The organism is Sphingomonas crusticola (assembly GCF_003391115.1).
GTDB lineage: Bacteria > Pseudomonadota > Alphaproteobacteria > Sphingomonadales > Sphingomonadaceae > Sphingomonas_I > Sphingomonas_I crusticola.
The window spans coordinates 3311578-3329405 of record NZ_QTJP01000001.1 but is presented as its reverse complement, the minus strand read 5'-3'; the positions used below and the strand labels follow the sequence as shown (position 1 = coordinate 3329405).

Annotated in this window: 17 protein-coding genes and 1 tRNA gene; 11 read left to right on the top strand and 7 right to left on the bottom strand. The window is 65.0% G+C overall.

Going from position 1 to position 17828, the window contains the following annotated elements; all coding sequences use genetic code 11:
- Nucleotides 1–96: 96 nt before the first annotated feature.
- The gene (locus tag DX905_RS15645; RefSeq protein WP_116092166.1) at nucleotides 97–606 is read right to left on the bottom strand and encodes a DUF4402 domain-containing protein; all 510 of its coding nucleotides are present in this window, start codon (nucleotides 604–606) and stop codon (nucleotides 97–99) included.
- A gap of 266 nt (nucleotides 607–872) precedes the next feature.
- On the bottom strand, nucleotides 873–1376 hold the full coding sequence (locus DX905_RS15640; protein WP_116092165.1) for a DUF4402 domain-containing protein: 504 nt from the start codon (nucleotides 1374–1376) through the stop codon (nucleotides 873–875).
- Nucleotides 1377–1889: 513 nt separating this feature from the next.
- Between DX905_RS15640 and hemB the strand changes: the two genes are divergently transcribed.
- Nucleotides 1890–2888 (top strand): porphobilinogen synthase, encoded by a 999-nt coding sequence (gene hemB / locus DX905_RS15635; protein ID WP_116092164.1) that lies wholly within the window; start codon nucleotides 1890–1892, stop codon nucleotides 2886–2888.
- 91 nt (nucleotides 2889–2979) lie between these two features.
- Here hemB and DX905_RS15630 read toward each other — a convergent pair whose 3' ends face one another.
- Nucleotides 2980–3471, bottom strand: a complete 492-nt coding sequence (locus DX905_RS15630) for a hypothetical protein (RefSeq protein ID WP_162875672.1) — start codon at nucleotides 3469–3471, stop codon at nucleotides 2980–2982.
- Between the two features lie 86 nt (nucleotides 3472–3557).
- On the opposite strand from DX905_RS15630, the gene DX905_RS15625 reads away from it, so the two are divergent.
- Nucleotides 3558–3634: transfer RNA gene (locus DX905_RS15625), tRNA-Arg, on the top strand.
- Nucleotides 3635–3799: 165 nt separating this feature from the next.
- Complete coding sequence (locus DX905_RS15620) at nucleotides 3800–6091, top strand: ATP-binding protein (RefSeq protein WP_116092162.1); 2292 nt, start codon at nucleotides 3800–3802, stop codon at nucleotides 6089–6091.
- 3 nt (nucleotides 6092–6094) lie between these two features.
- On the opposite strand, the gene DX905_RS15615 is transcribed toward DX905_RS15620, so the two are convergent.
- Nucleotides 6095–6685, bottom strand: a complete 591-nt coding sequence (locus DX905_RS15615) for a YqgE/AlgH family protein (RefSeq protein ID WP_240320900.1) — start codon at nucleotides 6683–6685, stop codon at nucleotides 6095–6097.
- Between the two features lie 74 nt (nucleotides 6686–6759).
- On the opposite strand from DX905_RS15615, the gene DX905_RS15610 reads away from it, so the two are divergent.
- Nucleotides 6760–7242, top strand: coding sequence for a peroxiredoxin (locus DX905_RS15610; protein ID WP_116092161.1), 483 nt, complete (start codon nucleotides 6760–6762; stop codon nucleotides 7240–7242).
- The gene (locus tag DX905_RS15605) at nucleotides 7242–8681 is read left to right on the top strand and encodes an AMP nucleosidase (protein WP_116092160.1); all 1440 of its coding nucleotides are present in this window, start codon (nucleotides 7242–7244) and stop codon (nucleotides 8679–8681) included. The genes DX905_RS15610 and DX905_RS15605 overlap by 1 nt, the downstream gene beginning before the upstream one ends.
- Here the strand turns inward: DX905_RS15605 and DX905_RS15600 are convergent.
- Nucleotides 8678–9457: an alpha/beta fold hydrolase gene (locus DX905_RS15600; protein WP_240320899.1), complete on the bottom strand. Its 780-nt coding sequence runs from the start codon at nucleotides 9455–9457 to the stop codon at nucleotides 8678–8680. The two genes, DX905_RS15605 and DX905_RS15600, sit on opposite strands and share 4 nt — an antisense overlap.
- The gene (locus tag DX905_RS15595; RefSeq protein ID WP_116092158.1) at nucleotides 9438–9884 is read right to left on the bottom strand and encodes a GFA family protein; all 447 of its coding nucleotides are present in this window, start codon (nucleotides 9882–9884) and stop codon (nucleotides 9438–9440) included. Before DX905_RS15595 ends, DX905_RS15600 begins: the two co-directional genes overlap by 20 nt.
- 64 nt (nucleotides 9885–9948) lie before the next feature.
- Here DX905_RS15595 and DX905_RS15590 point away from each other — a divergent pair, with 64 nt between their 5' ends.
- On the top strand, nucleotides 9949–11127 hold the full coding sequence (locus tag DX905_RS15590) for a BaiN/RdsA family NAD(P)/FAD-dependent oxidoreductase (RefSeq protein ID WP_116092631.1): 1179 nt from the start codon (nucleotides 9949–9951) through the stop codon (nucleotides 11125–11127).
- A 96-nt stretch (nucleotides 11128–11223) separates the two neighbouring features.
- On the opposite strand, the gene DX905_RS15585 is transcribed toward DX905_RS15590, so the two are convergent.
- Nucleotides 11224–12252: an aspartate-semialdehyde dehydrogenase gene (locus DX905_RS15585; RefSeq protein WP_116092157.1), complete on the bottom strand. Its 1029-nt coding sequence runs from the start codon at nucleotides 12250–12252 to the stop codon at nucleotides 11224–11226.
- Nucleotides 12253–12335: 83 nt separating this feature from the next.
- On the opposite strand from DX905_RS15585, the gene DX905_RS15580 reads away from it, so the two are divergent.
- From DX905_RS15580 to DX905_RS15560, 5 genes are all read left to right on the top strand, one after another.
- Complete coding sequence (locus DX905_RS15580) at nucleotides 12336–13769, top strand: MFS transporter (RefSeq protein WP_116092156.1); 1434 nt, start codon at nucleotides 12336–12338, stop codon at nucleotides 13767–13769.
- A gap of 81 nt (nucleotides 13770–13850) precedes the next feature.
- The gene (locus DX905_RS15575; protein WP_116092155.1) at nucleotides 13851–14702 is read left to right on the top strand and encodes an alpha/beta fold hydrolase; all 852 of its coding nucleotides are present in this window, start codon (nucleotides 13851–13853) and stop codon (nucleotides 14700–14702) included.
- Between the two features lie 78 nt (nucleotides 14703–14780).
- Complete coding sequence (locus DX905_RS15570) at nucleotides 14781–16058, top strand: MFS transporter (protein WP_116092630.1); 1278 nt, start codon at nucleotides 14781–14783, stop codon at nucleotides 16056–16058.
- Nucleotides 16055–16969, top strand: coding sequence for a cysteine synthase A (gene cysK / locus DX905_RS15565; protein ID WP_116092154.1), 915 nt, complete (start codon nucleotides 16055–16057; stop codon nucleotides 16967–16969). Before DX905_RS15570 ends, cysK begins: the two co-directional genes overlap by 4 nt.
- Nucleotides 16970–17024: 55 nt before the next feature.
- Nucleotides 17025–17798, top strand: coding sequence for an alpha/beta fold hydrolase (locus DX905_RS15560; RefSeq protein ID WP_116092153.1), 774 nt, complete (start codon nucleotides 17025–17027; stop codon nucleotides 17796–17798).
- Nucleotides 17799–17828: the final 30 nt, after the last annotated feature.

The window sequence follows — 17828 nt, the reverse complement described above, 5'->3', positions numbered from 1 at the left end:
CCGCTTGGATTGCCAAGCGAGTACCGCGCCGATCATCACATCGATTGTAAGTATCTCGCCCGTTGCCGATGTCGGCGTCAGGTCGACCGATCCGCGTCAATTGTAGGACGCGGTTACCGTGAACGTGCCCGTGTAGGTGCCCGTCGGAGTTGTCGGGGCCACCGTTATGGAGCCGCCGACGTTGACGGTGGCGGTACCTTGCGAGCCATATGCGCCGTCAATCACTGCCGGATATATGCCGCTGGTGGTCACGGTCAGCGTGCCCATGGTGAATGAGGCAGGGACGCTCACGGTGATGGCGGAGGATCCTTCACCGCCAACGGTGAACTGCGCTTGCTGAAATACCGGACCGACGACCAGGATGCCGTTCCCGCTGCCGCTGATCGAACGCGCGCCGGCCGACGTGATGGCGATGACGTTGGGGTTACCGTTTGTCGAGCGGACGATCTTGCCGAACTTCATGTCCAGCACCTTCGTGAGCGTGATCGGCTGCAAAAGCGTTACCGATGCGGTCGCATCAGCGGATGCCGAAGTTTGTTGTGCAAGCAGTTGCGCCGGCGTGACGGCGACGAGAAGACCAAGCGCAATCTTTGCGATATTGGTCATGCGCTACTCCACTAAACACTCGATCGACGCTTCGGCAGGCCATACAGGGCCAATGCCGCCGCGCACGAGGCGCGAAGCTTGTCGCCGATCACCGGTTCAAGAAGCCGGGCGGGCTAATTCGATAATTGGGTGTCTTTGCAAGCGCGCCGGTTTCGGGCGCGCTTGCAAGACGAACGCTTAATCTACTTACGCTAATAGCCTGTCGCAATCCGGGCGCCGGCTCGAACGATCACCCGCCCGAGCCGGTCGTCCGGAGCGATTTGCTATCAGTTGTAGGCGGCGGTGACGGTCAGCGTGCCGGTATAGCTGCCGGTCGCGGTCGCGCTGGTCATCGGGAACGAGCCACCGACGTTGATCGTGGCAGTGCCAGGCGAACCAGCGGTGCCGCCGATTGCGGTCGGATAGGTGCCCGCCGTGGTGACCGTGAGCGGGCCCATTGCGAACGTCCCCGGAACGGTGACGCTGATGCTGGCAGCGCCTTCGCCTGCGACGGTGAACTGTGCCTGCTGGCCGGCGGTGCCGACGAGCACGCCGTTGCCGGTGCCGCTGATGGTACGGGCGCCAGCTGCCGACACGGTAACCGTGTTGGGGTTGGCGTCGCCCGGACGAACGACCTTGCCGAACTGCATGTCCAGAACCTTGGTCAGGCTGATCGGCGACAGGATCGTCGTGGTCGACGAAGCATTGGCCGTGGCAGTGGACTGCGCCAGCGCAGGGGCCGACGTGGCAACCAGAAGCGAGGCAATCGCGATCTTCGCATACATGTTCATTACAGCAATCCTCCAAAAACCTTCTTCAGCCACACCGCCCCCCCCCAGGGAGATACAATTAGCGCCGCGGAATGCGCGGCGCAGGAACTCTCGGTGTCGCTAAGTTCAACCCGTATAGCGGGGTTTCGATCCATTGTGAACCATTATTATCGAGCGTTTTGGTTCAACCACGTTGGTGTGAGCGAAGGGCAACCCAGCATTTCGCCCGAAAGGTGATACCGCTACCATCCGGAATGGGGTGCATCGGTCGCTCAGCCAGAAATTATCGTTCACAATCAAATGGTTGGATCACCGCCGGGCGCAGCGACGGCAAGCGCTACAGCGCTGCTCAATGCCAAGCAAAACGGGACCCCGGCGTGCCGCGTGAATATCTCTGATCGGACTTTTGTGTTGAAGCCGGGAAGAATCGTCGCTCCGATTTGCAGGGTTTTTATTGCGCTGCAGCAAAGTTCCGAATCAGTGGTAAAGGTCGCGGGCGTTCACCCACACGGCAATAACGTCTAGGGGGAGGCGATGAGCCAAGCCCCCTTCCCCGCCCTCCGCCTTCGCCGCACACGCTCCGCGCCCTGGAGCCGTGCGATGGTCGCTGAGACGACTTTGTCGCCGGCCAATCTGATCTGGCCATTATTTGTGACCGAAGGATCGCAGGTCGAGGAGCCGATCGCGACGCTTCCCGGTGTGTCGCGCTGGTCGGTCGATCTCATCGCCGCGCGCGCGCGGGAAGCGCTCGCGCTTGGTATCCCATGTATCGCCTTGTTTCCCAATACTCCGCGCGCGTTGCGCACCGAACGTGGCGAGGAAGCGCTCAATGCCGACAATCTGATGTGCCGCGCCACCAGCGCGATCCGCGACGCCGTGCCCGACATCGGCATTCTCACCGATGTCGCGCTCGACCCCTATACCGCGCATGGCCATGACGGCATCGTCGATGACCAAGGGCGCGTGCTCAACGACGAGACGATGCACGTTCTGGTCGAGCAGGCGCTGGTGCTGGCGCGCGCCGGGGCGAACATCATCGCGCCGTCGGATATGATGGACGGACGCGTCGGCGCGATCCGCGCGGCGCTGGAGGCGGAAAACTTCCCCGACGTCCAGATCATGGCCTATGCGGCGAAATATGCCTCGGCTTTCTACGGTCCATTTCGGGACGCGGTCGGCTCGAGTGGCCTGCTAAAGGGGGATAAGCGCGGCTATCAAATGGACCCCGCCAATGCCGAGGAGGCGCTGCGCGAGGTGGCGCTCGATCTGGCCGAGGGCGCCGATACGATAATGGTGAAGCCCGGCCTGCCTTATCTCGACATCATCCGCCGCGTGAAGGAGCGGTTTGAAGTGCCGGTGTTCGCCTATCAGGTATCCGGCGAATATGCGATGATCGAGGCAGCGGCGGCTGCCGGCGCGGGCGACCGGGACGCGCTCGTGCTCGAAACCTTGCTGGCCTTTCGCCGGGCCGGCTGTGCGGGCGTGCTGACCTATCATGCAGCACATGCCGCGCGCTTGCTCAATGCACGATAGAAATGCCTGCCGCCGCACAACTCATATCGCCGGGACGCATCAAGGTGCGAAAGCCGAATAGCCAGCCTCGGGCGGCCGGCGGCGGCGCGGCTTAGCCGAGCTTCGCCGCCAGCGTTGCGAACACATTGCTCTCCGCACGGTCGAGCTGCGTGACCTGCGCGGCGGCCTCGTCGATCGCTGCCCGATTGCCGGGTGCGGCATTGGCCGGGCTCTGGCGCAGGGCGTCGATTGCGGCAGCGGCATCCCGCACCGGCGCGCGCGCCGCGTCCAGCGACGTCAGTGCCTCCTGCGCTACGATCCATGCTTCGCTTCCCTGTGCAGCTCCTGCTGCGCGCCGAACCGCCGCATCCGCGCGCGCGCGCTGATCGGCGAAGGCCCTGTCTCCGGCCTCGGCCGCGGCGACCAGCGACGCGATCTGGTTCATGAGCGCTGTATCGGCGACGCTTTCCACCTCGCTGGCATGCGCCACCGGCATATCGATCGGCTGCTTTTCAACCGCTCGGGGCGCGAGCGATGGCGCCGCGATTTCGGTGCCGCAGCCTGCCAGAACCAATGTGAGGGCAAAGATGAAGGGTGTGCGCACCGACACGCCCCTAATCGCGCATCTCAGCGGAAGCAACGCGCGGGGTTGCGCCGCCCATTCCCCTCGACTAGGGGGAGCGTCCTCACGCGCCCGTAGCTCAGCTGGATAGAGCATCAGACTACGAATCTGAGGGTCGGACGTTCGAATCGTTCCGGGCGCGCCATTTCTTCCCTATCGACACTATGATCGGCCGGTACCGCACTTCTTTGCGGCGCCGGCATCGCCATGTCCGGGCCATCAACGCCTGTGGCGTGCGCGGAAATGCTGGCGTAAGGGCCCGGTCGACGCCCTCTAGGGCGAATAACGGGCGAGGTAAGCGGCTTCCGGAATGCGAGCGACCCTGCCCCATTCGATCCGCGGCCGGTTGATCGCACTCAGCCTGGCGCTGCTGCTGCCCGCCATCATCGTCACATCGGTGCTGCTGTGGCGAGCTTATACGCACGAGCATGATGCAGCCGAACGACGATTGTCCGACACGGCACGCGCACTCTCGCTCGTGGTCGATCGCCAGATCGGGCAGAACGGCATTCTGCTCGACGCGCTGACGACCTCCGTGCCTCTCAAGCAGGGCAAATTCGTCGAATTCACCCGTCAGGCGCGCCAAGCGAACACCGATCCGTCGCGCTGGGTAGTGGTGCTGGACGAGAATGGGCAGCAACTCGCCAATACGGCCGCACCCGATGGGTTGCGGCTGCCGCGGGGCGCGCGCAGCAGCAGTCGACGTGTGACTTATACCAGGCTGGGCCACGGCCTCCGACTATGGAACCTCACCAACGGGGTTTTGACACACCAGCCTGTAATCGTGCTCACCCGCGTTCTTCGGCTCGAAACCGGTCGGGTGGTCGAACTTGCGGTGGCGACGCGGGCCGCCAGTTTTTTGCGCCTGTTTGCTGACCAGCATCTACCCAATCGGTGGACGGGGGTCGTGCTCGACGCGAGCAAGCGCATCGTCGCTCGCAACCGCGGCAATGATCGCTACGTCGGCCGCGAGGCCACGCTCGACATGCAACATAAGATGGCCGCGAAACCCGCCGGCGTGACGCCCACAACTACCCTGGACGGCATTCCTGCGCTGACGGCGTGGAACCGGTCACCCGTCACGGGTTGGACCCTGCTGATCGCCGTGCCGCGGACGGAACTCGCTGCGGGCGCGCGCTCCTCGCTGATCGCTGGCGCCGCGTTCGGCGTCGCAATGCTGGGCATCGGCTTGCTCGTATCCTACCGTGTCGGGCGCAGCGTGGCGCTGCCCGTCACACGGCTTGCGTCGATGGCGGCCGCGCTTGGCCGAGGCGAGGATGGCGTAACCGAAAAATCCCCGCTGATCGAAATCGAAGCCGTTCAACAGGCATTGCGTGAAGCCGGGGAAGCATTGCGCAGCCGCGAACACGATCTTCAGGCGCTCAACAATAGCCTCGAGCTCCGTGTCATGGAGCGAACGCGGGAACTGGCCGAGGCCACGGAAAGCCTGATACAGGCGCAAAAGCTGGAGGCAGTCGGCCGGCTGACGGGTGGTATCGCCCACGATTTCAACAATCTGCTTACTGCCGTGATCGGCAATATCGATCTGCTACAAAGGACCGGCGGCGATGCGCGTTCGGTGCGGCTGCTTGCAGGCGCGCGCCAGGCGGCTGATCGCGGCGCGAAGCTCACCGCGCAGTTGCTCGCATTTTCGCGACGGCAGCAATTGCGCGCCGAAGTAATGGACATCGAGGAAGCTGTCGCAAATACCGTCGAGTTGCTGCGCAGCACGCTTGGCGGCGCGATCGACATCGTGCGGGCGCCAACGTCTGGCCTGTGGCCGGCCAGCGCCGACCCGACCCAATTCGATCTGATCCTGCTCAACCTCGCCATCAATGCGCGCGACGCCATGCCAAGCGGCGGCACGATCGTGATCGAAATGATGAACGCGACGATTGCCGAGCCGGCACGCAGCAGCGAGGAGCCCGGGCCGGGCGACTATGTAGCGATCACGATTTCCGACTGCGGTATCGGCATGAGCGCGGAAGTCATGGCGCGCGCCTTCGACCCGTTCTTCACCACCAAACCGGTCGGCCAGGGAACAGGCCTGGGGCTGCCCCAGGTGTTGGGCGTGCTCAAGCAGCTCGGAGGCGGGATTCGTATCGTCAGTCGCCTCGGTGAAGGCACGAAGGTGACGATTTTTCTGCCACGCTCGCATGCCGAGCGGTCGGCACCGGCCGAAAGCATGGCGCAGGAAGCCGGCGATCTGCGGGGCCGGACCGTCCTGCTGATCGACGATGACCCTGACGTGCGCGGCGTCGCCGTGTCGATCCTGCGCGAGCTTGGCTGCGCCGTCTTCGACGCCGAAAACGGTCGTATCGGGCTCGCCAAACTGAGCGAAACGTCAGACCTGGATATCGCCCTCGTCGATTTCGCCATGCCGGGACAAAACGGCGCCGAGGTGGCAGTGGCGATCCGCGCGGTGCGGCCGGATCTGCCGGTGCTGCTCATGAGTGGTTTTGCCGATATCGAGGCGCTGTCGGCGATCTGGCAAGGCCCGCTCCTTTCCAAGCCTTTTACCGCTGCCTCGCTTCAGGCGCGGATTGCCGAAGTCATTGCCACCCCTCGAACCAGTCACGCGCGCGGAGCAGCGGAGGCCTGAACTTCAGGCATGGCCGCTGGTCGGCGCGAGCAGGCGCACGTCCACCCCCGCGGCGGCGAAGGCGCGGGACCAGCGTTGCTTGACGGGCGTTTCGAAGAGCAGTTCCTCGCCGGCTTGAACCGTTTGCCAACCATGGCGCCGCATCTCATCGTCCAGCTGCTCCTCACCCCATCCGGCATAGCCGAGCGCGACCAGCCAGCGGTCGGGCCCCTCCCCTGCCGCGATCGCGCGCAGCACGTCCAGTGTGGTGGTCAGCGAAAGCGTAGGCGACACGATCAACGTGTCCTCTCCTCGCCAATCGGGTGAATGGAGGACGAAGCCGCGCTGCGTCTCGACGGGCCCGCCCTGATGAACTGGCGCGTCGGGCGCCGAGCCGGGAGCGATGTCCAGCTGTTTGAGCAAGGCATGGAGCCCCAGGCCCGGCACGAGCCGCCCGATGCCGACGCCCATCGCACCGTCGGGCTGATGGAGACAGACCGCGATCACCGCCTGCTCGAAGCGCGGATCGCCGATCCCCGGCAGCGCCAGCAGCAATTCGCCCGCAAGCGAGGTGAAGTCATCCGGTGCCATCGCATTGTTATAGTCATCGCTCATCATTGCTCCAACCGCGCCACTGGCCTTCCGGGTTCCCGATCCGGCTGATAGGAGCAGCGCAAAGGAGATCAGCGATGACGATCAAGGTAGGTGACCCGTTGCCCCCGGCCACCCTCGCGCGGATGACTGAAGACGGCCCCGATAAGGTGGAAACTCAGGATTATTTCGCTGGGCGCCGTGTCGCCTTGTTCTCTGTCCCGGGCGCATTCACGCCCACTTGCTCGGCCAAACATCTCCCGGGCTTCATCGACAAGGCCGATGCACTCAAGGCCAAGGGAATCGGCGAAATCGTCGGCATGGCGGTCAATGACGTGTTCGTGATGGCCGCATGGGGCAAGAGCGCCGGCGCCGACGGCAAGGTCACCCTGCTCGCCGACGGCAACGCCGCCTTCGTCAAGTCGCTCGGCCTTGATTTCGACGGCAGCGCCTTTGGCATGGGCACGCGCGGCCAGCGCTTCGCGATGGTGGTCAACGACAACGTCGTCGAGAAACTGTACGTCGAGGCTCCGGGCGAATTCCGCGTCAGCGCCGCCGATCACATGCTGGCGGAGCTCTGATGCCGTCACAGCAGAGCCTGGCCCATGTCGATGCGCTTGAGGCGCTCTACCGCGAGTCGGTGGCGATGCTGCGCGCGGCCTTGTCGCGGTTCATCGCCAGCGGCGAGCGTCCCGACCCCGCCACCCGCGCCGCCGGGGCGTTTTGCTATCCGGAAATCCGCGTGCGCTATGACGGGACGCCCGCATCGACCGCGCCGGGCCGCGCCTTCGGGCGGCTGCATGTGCCGGGCGATTATGCGATCAGCGTCACCCAGCCGGCGCTGTTCCGTGACTATCTCGCAGAGCAGCTCGATTATCTGATCGAGGATTATGGCGCCGAGGTTTCCGTCGGACGCAGCGACGAGGAAATCGCCTACCCTTATGTGCTCGATTCGGAGATCGATCTGACCGGTGCGGCCGCGGTCGAGCTGGCGCGCATCTTTCCCGCGACCGAGCTCGCCCATATCGGCGACGAGATTGCCGACGGCACCGCCGTCCAGGGCCCCGGACCGCGCCCGCTCGCTTTGTTCGAGGCCGGTCGCACCGATTTCAGCCTCGCCCGGCTGCGCCACTATACTGGCACCCCGCCGGCGCACGTGCAGAAGTACGTGCTGTTCACCAATTACCACCGCTATGTCGACGAATTCGTCGCCTGGGCGATTGCCGAGCTCAATGCCGACAAGGGCTATACGATGCTGAGCGGCGCGGGCGGGCTCGAAATCCGCCCCGGCGACCCCGATCCAGCACGCGCGGTCGCCGATAGCGCCTGGCGGCGGCACCAGATGCCGGCCTACCATCTCGTCGCACCCGATCGCTCCGGCATCAGCCTCGTCAATATCGGCGTCGGCCCGTCCAACGCCAAGACGATCACCGATCACCTAGCCGTCACGCGACCCGAAGCGTGGCTGATGATCGGTCATTGTGGCGGTCTGCGCCCGAGCCAGCGCATCGGCGATTATGTGCTGGCCCATGCTTACCTGCGCGACGATCATGTCCTCGACGACGTGCTGCCACCGGAAATCCCCGTTCCCGCCATCGCCGAGGTCCAGCTCGCGCTCGGCCGCGCCGCCGAGCGCGTCTCCGGTGAGAGCGGCGATCAGTTGAAGGCGCGCCTGCGCACCGGCACCGTCGTCACGACGGACGACCGCAATTGGGAGCTGCGCTACACCAGTTCCGCATTGCGCTTCAGCCAGAGCCGCGCGGTCGCAATCGACATGGAGTCGGCCACGCTCGCCGCCCAGGGCTTCCGCTTCCGCGTCCCCTACGGCACCTTGCTATGCGTGTCGGACAAGCCGATCCACGGCGAGATCAAGCTGCCCGGTCAGGCCAACCGTTTCTACGAGCGCGCCATCGCCGAACATCTGCGCATCGGCATTGCCGCCATCGACGAATTGAAGCTCGCCGGCGATCAGCTCCACAGCCGCAAGCTGCGCGCGTTTAACGAGCCGCCGTTCCGCTAAGCGGCTGGGACGTCCAACAGGAAGTCGGCAATCTCCTGGCCTAGCTCCGGGCGCAGCACGCTCGTCATATGATTGCCCGGAATTTCCGCGAGCCGCCCGTGCGGCAGCAAGGCAGCGAGCTCGGCCGCCGAGCCGTTATCATGATCGTCCACGCCGGACAGGACGAGCACCGGCATCGAAATCGCGGAAACCTCCGCGCGCGAGGTATCAACGAAGCTGTCGAGCAGCGGCAGCATCGCTTGGGGATCGCCGCCGGTCGTCTTGAGGAAGGCTTCGGCCATCCACGCGCCGGATCCGCGCGTGTGCGTCCCAAGGCCCGTGAGCACATGCCGGAAGAAACCACGGCGTTGATGGACGTCCAGGATCCCGGCCAGTCCCATTCCGGACAGGATCGCGCGGCGTGGCCTGGCCCCGCGCACCAGCATCCGCAAGGTCGTTCGCCCGCCCAGCGAATAGCCGCCTAAATCATAGTCGCTCAAGCCGAGATGCCGCACCAAAGCCGCGCCATCCTCAGCCAGCACGTCCGGCGGATAAGCCGCCGCATCGTGGGGCGCTGCGCTTTCGCCATGGCCCCGCAAATCGGGCATAATCACGCGGAAGCCGACATCCGCCAGCAATTGGGCGTGGCCATAGCGGATCCAGTTTACCCAGCCGTTCGAAAACAGGCCGTGGATCAGGATCAGCGGGCGGCCCGCCCCCATCTCGCGATAGGCAAGCTCGAGCCCGTCATCGGCGCGGAAATATTGGACGGGGAAATCAGTCGGGGAGCTTGCCAACGGCTTTGATCCATCGAGCGGCGACATTCGGATTTTCGTCGGAACGTTTGCCGGGGAGGTGCGACGTATCCTGCCATGCCGGCAATATGCTCTCGCTCGCATAATTGTGGACCGGCTTGAACCGCGACGGATCGTCGAACGACCCCAGCGTCACGTCCATATTCCTGGCGTCATCGACAAAGCGGAAGCCGAGCGGCGTTCCGCATGCCGAACAGAAGGGCCGCTCGGCGATCGGCGAGGAGCGATACCAATCGGGCTCCCCGTCCCACGTCATCGCGTCGAGCGAAACGCTCACGAAGGCGATCGAGGCGCCCCCGGTCGCGTGCCGGCACATCGTGCAATGACACAGATAGGCATCGTCGCTGTCGATCCGGGCCGCATAGCGGACCCGCCGGCACTGGCAGCCGCCTGTCATGATCTCGCTCATGGAATGGCGTTGGCATTGCGCGCAGCGGCTGGCAAGACGCGGCAAGCCATGCCACGGCAACAGGATGGCTGGGCCCCACATATATGACGCGATCATTCTCGGCGCGGGCGGTGCCGGGCTGATGTGCGCGGCCGTCGCGGGCCAACGCGGGCGGCGCGTGCTGGTGGTCGACCATGCCGAGGAACCGGGCAAGAAGATCCTGATCTCGGGCGGCGGGCGCTGCAATTTCACCAACCTCGGCACCGCGCCCGATCGCTTCCTGTCCGCCAATCCCCATTTCGCGCGCTCGGCGCTCAGCCGCTACGGCCCACGCGATTTCCTCGACCTGGTCGAACGCCATCATATCGCCTGGCACGAAAAGACGCTCGGCCAACTGTTCTGCGATGGCTCGGCCAGGCAGATCGTGGCGATGCTGCTCGACGAATGTGCCGGCGGCGCCGTCACGCTGCATCTTGGCAGCACCATCCGAGATGTGACCCATGACGGTAGCAGCTTCACGGTCGCTTATGGCGACCGCATCGCCACCGCCGCCGCGTTGGTGGTCGCAACGGGCGGCCCGTCCATCCCCAAGATCGGCGCGACCGGCTTTGCTTACGATCTCGGGCGTCGCTTCGGCCTCAAGATCGTCGAGCCCCGCCCGGCGCTGGTTCCGCTGACCCTGCCGCAAGACGATGCGCTGTTCCATGCACTATCGGGCGTCGCAGCTCCCGTCGTCGCGCATGCGGGCGGTGCGTCCTTTGCCGAGGCGGCCTTGTTCACGCACCGCGGCCTGTCCGGGCCCGCGATCCTGCAAGTCTCGTCTTACTGGCGCCACGGCAACCCGGTCGCGATTGACTTCCTCCCTGGCCACTCAAGCTGGCTGATCGACGCCAAACGCACCCGCCCGCGCGCGACCCTGCAGTCGGTGCTGAGCGGTGCGCTGCCCGACCGGCTGGCGTCAGCGCTGGCTGAGCGGCTCGCCTTGCCGGGCGCGCTTGACGAACAGCGGGATGCCACGCTGCGCGAGATCGAGCGGAAATTGTCCAACTGGGAATTTCACCCCAACGGCACCGAAGGTTTCGCCAAGGCCGAGGTGACGGTCGGCGGCGTGTCGACCGATGGCCTCTCGTCCAAGACGATGGCGGCGCGCCATCTGCCCGGCCTCTATTTCATCGGCGAGGCGGTCGACGTCACCGGCTGGCTCGGCGGCTATAATTTCCAATGGGCCTGGGCCAGCGGCTGGGCGGCTGCGCAGACGATCTGACCAAGCCTACTTAACGTCATTGCGAGAAGCGCAGCGACGAAGCAGTCCAGCGCCGGATCTGGATGCTTCGCTACGCTCGCAATGACGGGCAAGGCCTTAAGCCGCCTTCTTCAAATGCCTCCGACCCAGCAATTCCGCGATCTGCACCGCGTTCAGCGCCGCGCCCTTGCGCAGATTGTCGCTGACGCACCACAGGCTGAGCCCGCTGTCGACGGTCGGATCCTCGCGCACGCGGCTGATATAGGTGGCATATTCGCCGACGCATTCGATCGGGGTGACGTAGCCGCCATCCTCATGCTTATCGACCAGCATGATGCCGGGCGCCTCGCGCAGGATCGATTTGGCCCTGGCGGCCGAAATCTCATTCTCGAACTCGATGTTGATCGCTTCGGAATGGCCGACGAACACCGGCACGCGCACGCACGTGGCAGACACCTTGATCTTGGGATCGAGGATCTTCTTGGTCTCGACCACCATCTTCCATTCTTCCTTGGTCGAACCATCGTCGAGGAAGCTGTCGATGTGCGGGATCACGTTGAATGCGATCTGCTTGGTGAACTTCCTGGGTTCGGCCGGATCGCCGACGAAGATGTTGCGGCTCTGCTCGAACAATTCGTCCATGCCGGCCTTGCCCGCGCCGGAGACCGATTGATAGGTCGCCACCACGACGCGCTTGATCGTCGCGAAATCGTGCAGCGGCTTCAGCGCAACGACCATCTGCGCCGTCGAGCAATTGGGATTGGCGATGATGTTCTTGCGGCGATAGCCGTCGATCGCATGCGCATTCACTTCCGGCACGATCAGCGGCACGTCCGGGTCCATGCGGTAGAGCGACGAATTGTCGATCACCGTGCAGCCGGCTGCGGCTGCGATCGGCGCATATTTCTTGGTGCCTTCGGAGCCGATCGCGAACAGCGCCATGTCCCAGCCGGCCCAGTCGAAATGCTCGATATTGCGCACGGTCAGTTTCTTGCCGGTCTCGCCGAAATCGATGACGTCGCCCGCTGAGCGTGACGAGGCGAGCGCCGCGATCTCGTCGATCGGAAACTCCCGCTCCGCCAGGATGTTCAGCATCTCGCGACCGACATTGCCGGTCGCGCCTGCCACGACGACACGATAACCCATTACTATGCTCCTTTGACGCGGGCGGCTTTAGGCATAACCGCGTTCATGTCCAGCCGCGCCCGCCCGAGGAAATCTTTGCGTCCATGAAACCGAGCAATGCCCAAGCCGCAGGGCCAGGCCTTGAGGGTCGCCGCTTCTATCTCGCCGTCGCCGCCGTCAGCCTGGGCACGATGCTGACCATCATCGACGGCGCAATCGCCACGGTGGCGCTGCCGACGATCGCCCACGATCTGCGGGTCGACAGCTCGTCGGCGGTACTGGTGGTGACCGTCTATCAGCTCGTGCTGGTCATGGCGTTGCTGCCCTTCTCGGCGCTGGGTGACCGCATCGGGCTCAAGCGGCTGTATCAGGGCGGACAATTGGTCTTCACCGTCGCCACCATCCTTTGCTTCTTCGCACACAGCCTCGGCTTTCTGCTGGTCGTGCGCGCGTTGCAGGCCACCGGCGCCGCCGCGGCATTATCGGTGATGGCGGCGATGATCCGGCGTATCTATCCGGCCAAGCATCTCGGCCGCGGCCTCGGCCTCAACAACATCATGGGCTCTGTGTCGGCCGCGCTCGCGCCGACCGCGGGCGGCCTCATCCTCGCGATCGCACCCTGGCCGTGGGTGTTCGCCATGGCAGCCCCGTTCGCCATCCTGTCGCTCGCGCTCGGCCGCTGGGCATTGCCGGACGTGCCGCCCATCGCCGGCAGCTATAACCTCGCCGGCGCGATGCTCAACATGGCGACCTTCGGCCTCGTCATCGCCGGGCTCGAGGCGCTGGTGCACGGCAATTCGCCGGTGGTGAGCGGTGCGATCGTCGCGGTCGGCCTGCTGTTCGGCGTCGTGCTGGTCTTTCACGAACGGCGCGAACCCTTTCCGATCCTGCCGGTCGACCTGCTCGCGCGTCCGGTGCTGGCGCTGTCAGTCGCAGGTGCGTTCATGGCCTTCTTTGCATCGCAGATGCTGATCCTGTCGCTCCCCTTCCGCCTTCAGCACGGCTTCGGCTTTGCGCCAAGCGAGGTGGGCGCCATGATCGCGCCCTGGCCGCTGACGACCATGATCGTGGCGCCGATCGCGGGCAGCCTGTCCGATCGCTACCCCGCCGGCATGCTCGGCGGGATCGGCATGGTCATCGCCACGACCGCACTCGTGCTGCTTTCCTTCCTGCCCGCGCATCCCGAATATTTCGATGTCGCCTGGCGCATGGCGCTATGCGGCGCCGGGTTCGGCCTGTTCCTGTCGCCCAATGCGCGGCTGATCATCGGATCGGCGCCGCGCGAGCGGGCCGCCTCGGCAGGCGGATTGGTCTCGACCACGCGCCTTGTCGGCCAGACGATGGGCGCTACCGGGGTTGCGACGATGCTGGCGCTTGGCTTCGGCACCTCGTTCATCCCGCCGCTGATCGCCTGCGGGCTGACCGTCGCCGCCGGCATTTGCAGCCTTTCGCGGCTGCGCCCGTCCATCCGCAATCCTTCGGGACAAGAGATCAACCGCGTCCAGCCGGGCGGCCATGGCGAGGTCGGCGCGGCCTGATTATCGGCGCATGTCGTCGCGGGCATGCGGCTGATCACGGTCCAGGGCGTTTCCACGGTGGAACCCTCCGGGAGACGACGAATGCCCTATATCAAGACGCGCGATGGTGTGGACCTCTACGTCAAGGATTGGGGCTCCGGCCGCCCGGTGGTGCTTATCCATGGCTGGCCGCTCAATTCGGATAGCTGGGACGATCACGCGCTCGCGCTGGCGGAAGCGGGGCACCGTGTGATCGCCTATGATCGCCGCGGTTTCGGCCGCTCCAGCCAGCCCTGGACCGGCTATGATTATGACACGCTGGCGGACGATCTCGCGCAGGTGCTGGCGGCGACCGGCGCGCAGGACGCAACCCTCGTCGGCTTTTCAATGGGTGGCGGCGAGATCGCCCGCTATATGTCACGCCACGACGGCAAGGGCGTCAACGGCGCCGCTCTGATCGCCTCGGTCGTGCCTTATCTCCTCAAGGACGACAGCAATCCCGACGGGGTGGACGGCAGCGTGTTCGACGAGCAGATGAAGGCGCCGATCCGCAAGGACCGCGCCGCTTTCTTCGCCGCCTTTGCGAAGATGTTCTACGGCGTCGGCTATATCACCAGCCCGGTCAGCGACCAGATCTTGCACCATTTCGAACTGATGGCGTCCCAGGCCGGCCTCAAGGGCGTGCTCGATTGCATCGACGCGTTCGGCAAGACCGATTTCCGGCCCGATCTCGCGGCCTTCACCGTCCCAACCCTGATCATCCACGGCACGAGCGACCAGACCGTCCCGATCGATCCGTCGGCGCGTGCGGCCGCCAGAGGCATCTCGAATGCCGAATTGATCGAATATGACGGCGAACCGCATGGTCTCACCGTCACCGCCAAGGATCGGCTGACGCGCGACCTGCTCGCCTTCATCGGCGGCGGGAGCAGAACGGCGACCTGGCAGCCTTGAGCCGCACGAAGAAAACCTAGTTGAAGACTGGGCTATTCGGGGTTGCGGGCCGGCTCCACCACCGCCAAGAGCATCACCATGGCGAAGACGGTTTCCCCCTTTTCATTTCGTGACTTCCGTTTCTATTGGGTGACCCGCTTCACGACCACCATCGCGCAGAATGCGATGGTCGTCGTGATCGGCTGGCAGGTTTACGACATTGCCCGCCGCACCATGACGCCCAAGGAAGCCGCCTTCCAGCTCGGCATGGTCGGGGTGGCGCAGTTCGTCCCGCTTGCTCTGCTGACGCTGATCACCGGCTGGACGGCGGATCGCATCGACCGACGCTGGATCGCGCGGATCGTGCTGTTCGCGGAGGCGCTGTGCGCCGCGTGGCTGGCCTTGCTGGGCTGGCATGACACGACCACGCTCCCCGCCATCTATGTCGTGGCGGTGCTGCTCGGCATTTGCCGCGCCTTCGCCAATCCCGCGATCGGCGCGCTCGCGCCCAATCTCGTGCCGGCGGCGGTGCTGCCGACCGCGATCGCGGCCTCCGCCATCGCCTGGCAGGTCGGAGCGATTGGCGGGCCCGCACTGGGCGGCTATCTCTACGCCGCGCGCCATTGGCTGCCTTATACCGTCTCCGCCGTGCTGTTCCTGATCGCAGCGACATCGATGATGTTCATCCGCCCGATCCCGAAGACGACCTTGGATCGCAAGGCCAACCCGTGGCGGCAGATGATCGACGGACTTCATTATGTCCGCCACAATCGGGTGGTACTCGGCGCCATCAGCCTGGATCTGTTCGCGGTCCTGCTCGGCGGCGCGACCGCGATGCTGCCGATCTACGCACGCGACATCCTGAAAGTAGGATCGGAAGGGCTTGGCCACCTCCGCGCCGCGCCGGCCGTCGGATCGGCAGCGATGGCGCTGTATTTCTCGATCAAGCCGCTGAGGCACAATGTCGGTGTGAAGATGCTGTTTGCCGTGGCCCTGTTCGGCGCCTGCACGGTGGGCTTCGGGCTGTCGCGTTGGGTGCCGCTGTCGCTCGCCTGCCTCGCGGTGCTGGGTGCGTGCGACATGCTATCGGTTTATGTCCGCCAGTCGCTGATCCAGATTTGGACGCCGAACGACATGCGCGGCCGCGTCGGTGCGGTTTCGACGCTTTTCATCTCCGGCTCGAACGAGCTTGGCGAGGCGGAGAGCGGCTTCCTTGCCGCGTTGATCGGCGCGGTGCCCGCAGTGGTGCTCGGCGGTTTCGGCGCGATCGGCGTCACGATAATTTGGGCGCGGCTGTTTCCTGAACTGGTGCAGGCGCGTACATTCGATCCACCAAAGACTCTTGAGAATATCCCCGGCCAGGAGATGGCAAAATGAAGGTCAACAGCGTTCTCGAAACGATCGGCAATACTCCCCATATCCGCGTCCAGCGGCTGTTCGGCGACGCCGAAGTGTGGATCAAGTCCGAACGGTCCAACCCCGGCGGTTCAATCAAGGACCGCATCGCGCTGGCGATGATCGAAGCCGCGGAGAAATCCGGCGACCTTCAGCCGGGCGGCACGATCGTCGAGCCGACCTCCGGCAACACCGGCGTCGGTCTTGCCATGGTCGCTGCGGTCAAGGGCTACAAATTGATCCTGGTGATGCCGGAGAGCATGTCGCTCGAACGGCGCAGGCTGATGCTGGCATTCGGGGCCAGCTTCGATCTCACGCCGCGCGAGAAGGGCATGAAGGGCGCGATCGAGCGCGCGCTCGAGATTATCGGCCAGACGCCCAATAGCTGGATGCCGCAGCAGTTCGAGAATCCCGCCAATATCGATATCCATGTCCGCACCACCGCGCAGGAAATCCTCAACGATTTCGCCGACGCCCCGCTGGACATGATCATCACCGGGGTGGGCACGGGCGGGCACATCACCGGCGTCGGCGAGACGCTCAAGCAGGTCTGGCCCAACCTGAAGGTGTTCGCAGTCGAACCGACCCTGTCGCCGGTGATCTCCGGCGGCCAGCCCGGTCCCCATCCGATCCAGGGCATCGGCGCCGGCTTCATCCCAGCCAACCTCCATACCGGCGTGCTCGACGGCGTGATCCAGGTCGATCCCAACGACGCCAAGGAATATGCGCGGCGTTCCGCCAGCCAGGAAGGCCTGCTCGTCGGCATCTCGTCCGGCGCGACCCTTTCGGCCATCGCCCAGAAACTCAAGGAAGCCCCCGGCAGCCGGATCCTTGGCTTCAACTATGATACCGGCGAACGTTACCTCTCGGTGCCCGACTTCCTGCCGGAGTAACCGACGAGCGGAGGCGACATGGCGGGCGCCGCGCCGCCGACCGAAGGAGGCTGCTATGGACGTGGACCGCCGGACTTTCGTCGCAGGCTTGCTCATGGGCGCGGCGATTGCCGCGCCGGGTGACGGCCAGGTTGTAGCCGCACCCTCGCGGGCGAATAATGTCGTGCTCGTCCATGGCCTGTTTGCCGACGGGTCGAGCTGGTCGGAGGTCATCCCGCGGCTTCAGGCGAGGGGGCTCAACGTAACCTCTGTCCAGAACCCGCTGACCACTTTGGACGAAGCCGTCGCCGCATGCCGCAAGGTGTTGGACCGGCAGGACGGGCCGACCGTGCTTGCAGGTCATTCTTTCTCCGGCATGATCGTGAGCGAAGCGGGGACCCATCCCAACGTCTCGGCTTTGGTCTATGTCGCCGCCAGGGCCCCCGATGCGGCCGAGGATTATGCGGCGCTCGCCGCCCGCTTCCCGGCCCCGCCGGCATCCGCCGGCATCGTCTATGACGGGGACGAAGGGCGCCTGAGCGAGCAAGCCTTCCTGCGCGATTTCGCCGGCGATCTGCCTCCTGCGAAAGCACGCGCGCTTTACGCCGTGCAGGAGCCATTCCGCAGATCGCTCCTCGCCGGCCGCACCACCCAGGCAGCGTGGCGGACGAGGCCGAGCTTCTATGCCGTCTCGACCGAGGACCGGACGATCAATCCGGAGCTGCAACGCTATATGGCGCACCGCATGGGCGCGACGACAATCGAGCTGCGGTCGAGCCACGTATCGCTGATCTCGCATCCGCGCGAGATTGCCACCTTGATCGAGCGCGCGACATTGAAAGTGCGTTGAGGGCCATGTTCTGGCTCGCGTCTGATGGGA

Coding starts and splice junctions, on each gene's coding strand:
- DX905_RS15645 (WP_116092166.1), bottom strand. CDS start 606: ATGACCAATATCGCAAAGATTGCGCTTGGTCTTCTCGTCGCCGTCACG.
- DX905_RS15640 (WP_116092165.1), bottom strand. CDS start 1,376: ATGAACATGTATGCGAAGATCGCGATTGCCTCGCTTCTGGTTGCCACG.
- hemB (WP_116092164.1), top strand. CDS start 1,890: ATGAGCCAAGCCCCCTTCCCCGCCCTCCGCCTTCGCCGCACACGCTCC.
- DX905_RS15620 (WP_116092162.1), top strand. CDS start 3,800: ATGCGAGCGACCCTGCCCCATTCGATCCGCGGCCGGTTGATCGCACTC.
- DX905_RS15615 (WP_240320900.1), bottom strand. CDS start 6,685: ATGAGCGATGACTATAACAATGCGATGGCACCGGATGACTTCACCTCG.
- DX905_RS15610 (WP_116092161.1), top strand. CDS start 6,760: ATGACGATCAAGGTAGGTGACCCGTTGCCCCCGGCCACCCTCGCGCGG.
- DX905_RS15605 (WP_116092160.1), top strand. CDS start 7,242: ATGCCGTCACAGCAGAGCCTGGCCCATGTCGATGCGCTTGAGGCGCTC.
- DX905_RS15595 (WP_116092158.1), bottom strand. CDS start 9,884: ATGAGCGAGATCATGACAGGCGGCTGCCAGTGCCGGCGGGTCCGCTAT.
- DX905_RS15590 (WP_116092631.1), top strand. CDS start 9,949: ATGGCTGGGCCCCACATATATGACGCGATCATTCTCGGCGCGGGCGGT.
- DX905_RS15585 (WP_116092157.1), bottom strand. CDS start 12,252: ATGGGTTATCGTGTCGTCGTGGCAGGCGCGACCGGCAATGTCGGTCGC.
- DX905_RS15580 (WP_116092156.1), top strand. CDS start 12,336: ATGAAACCGAGCAATGCCCAAGCCGCAGGGCCAGGCCTTGAGGGTCGC.
- DX905_RS15575 (WP_116092155.1), top strand. CDS start 13,851: ATGCCCTATATCAAGACGCGCGATGGTGTGGACCTCTACGTCAAGGAT.
- DX905_RS15570 (WP_116092630.1), top strand. CDS start 14,781: ATGGCGAAGACGGTTTCCCCCTTTTCATTTCGTGACTTCCGTTTCTAT.
- cysK (WP_116092154.1), top strand. CDS start 16,055: ATGAAGGTCAACAGCGTTCTCGAAACGATCGGCAATACTCCCCATATC.
- DX905_RS15560 (WP_116092153.1), top strand. CDS start 17,025: ATGGACGTGGACCGCCGGACTTTCGTCGCAGGCTTGCTCATGGGCGCG.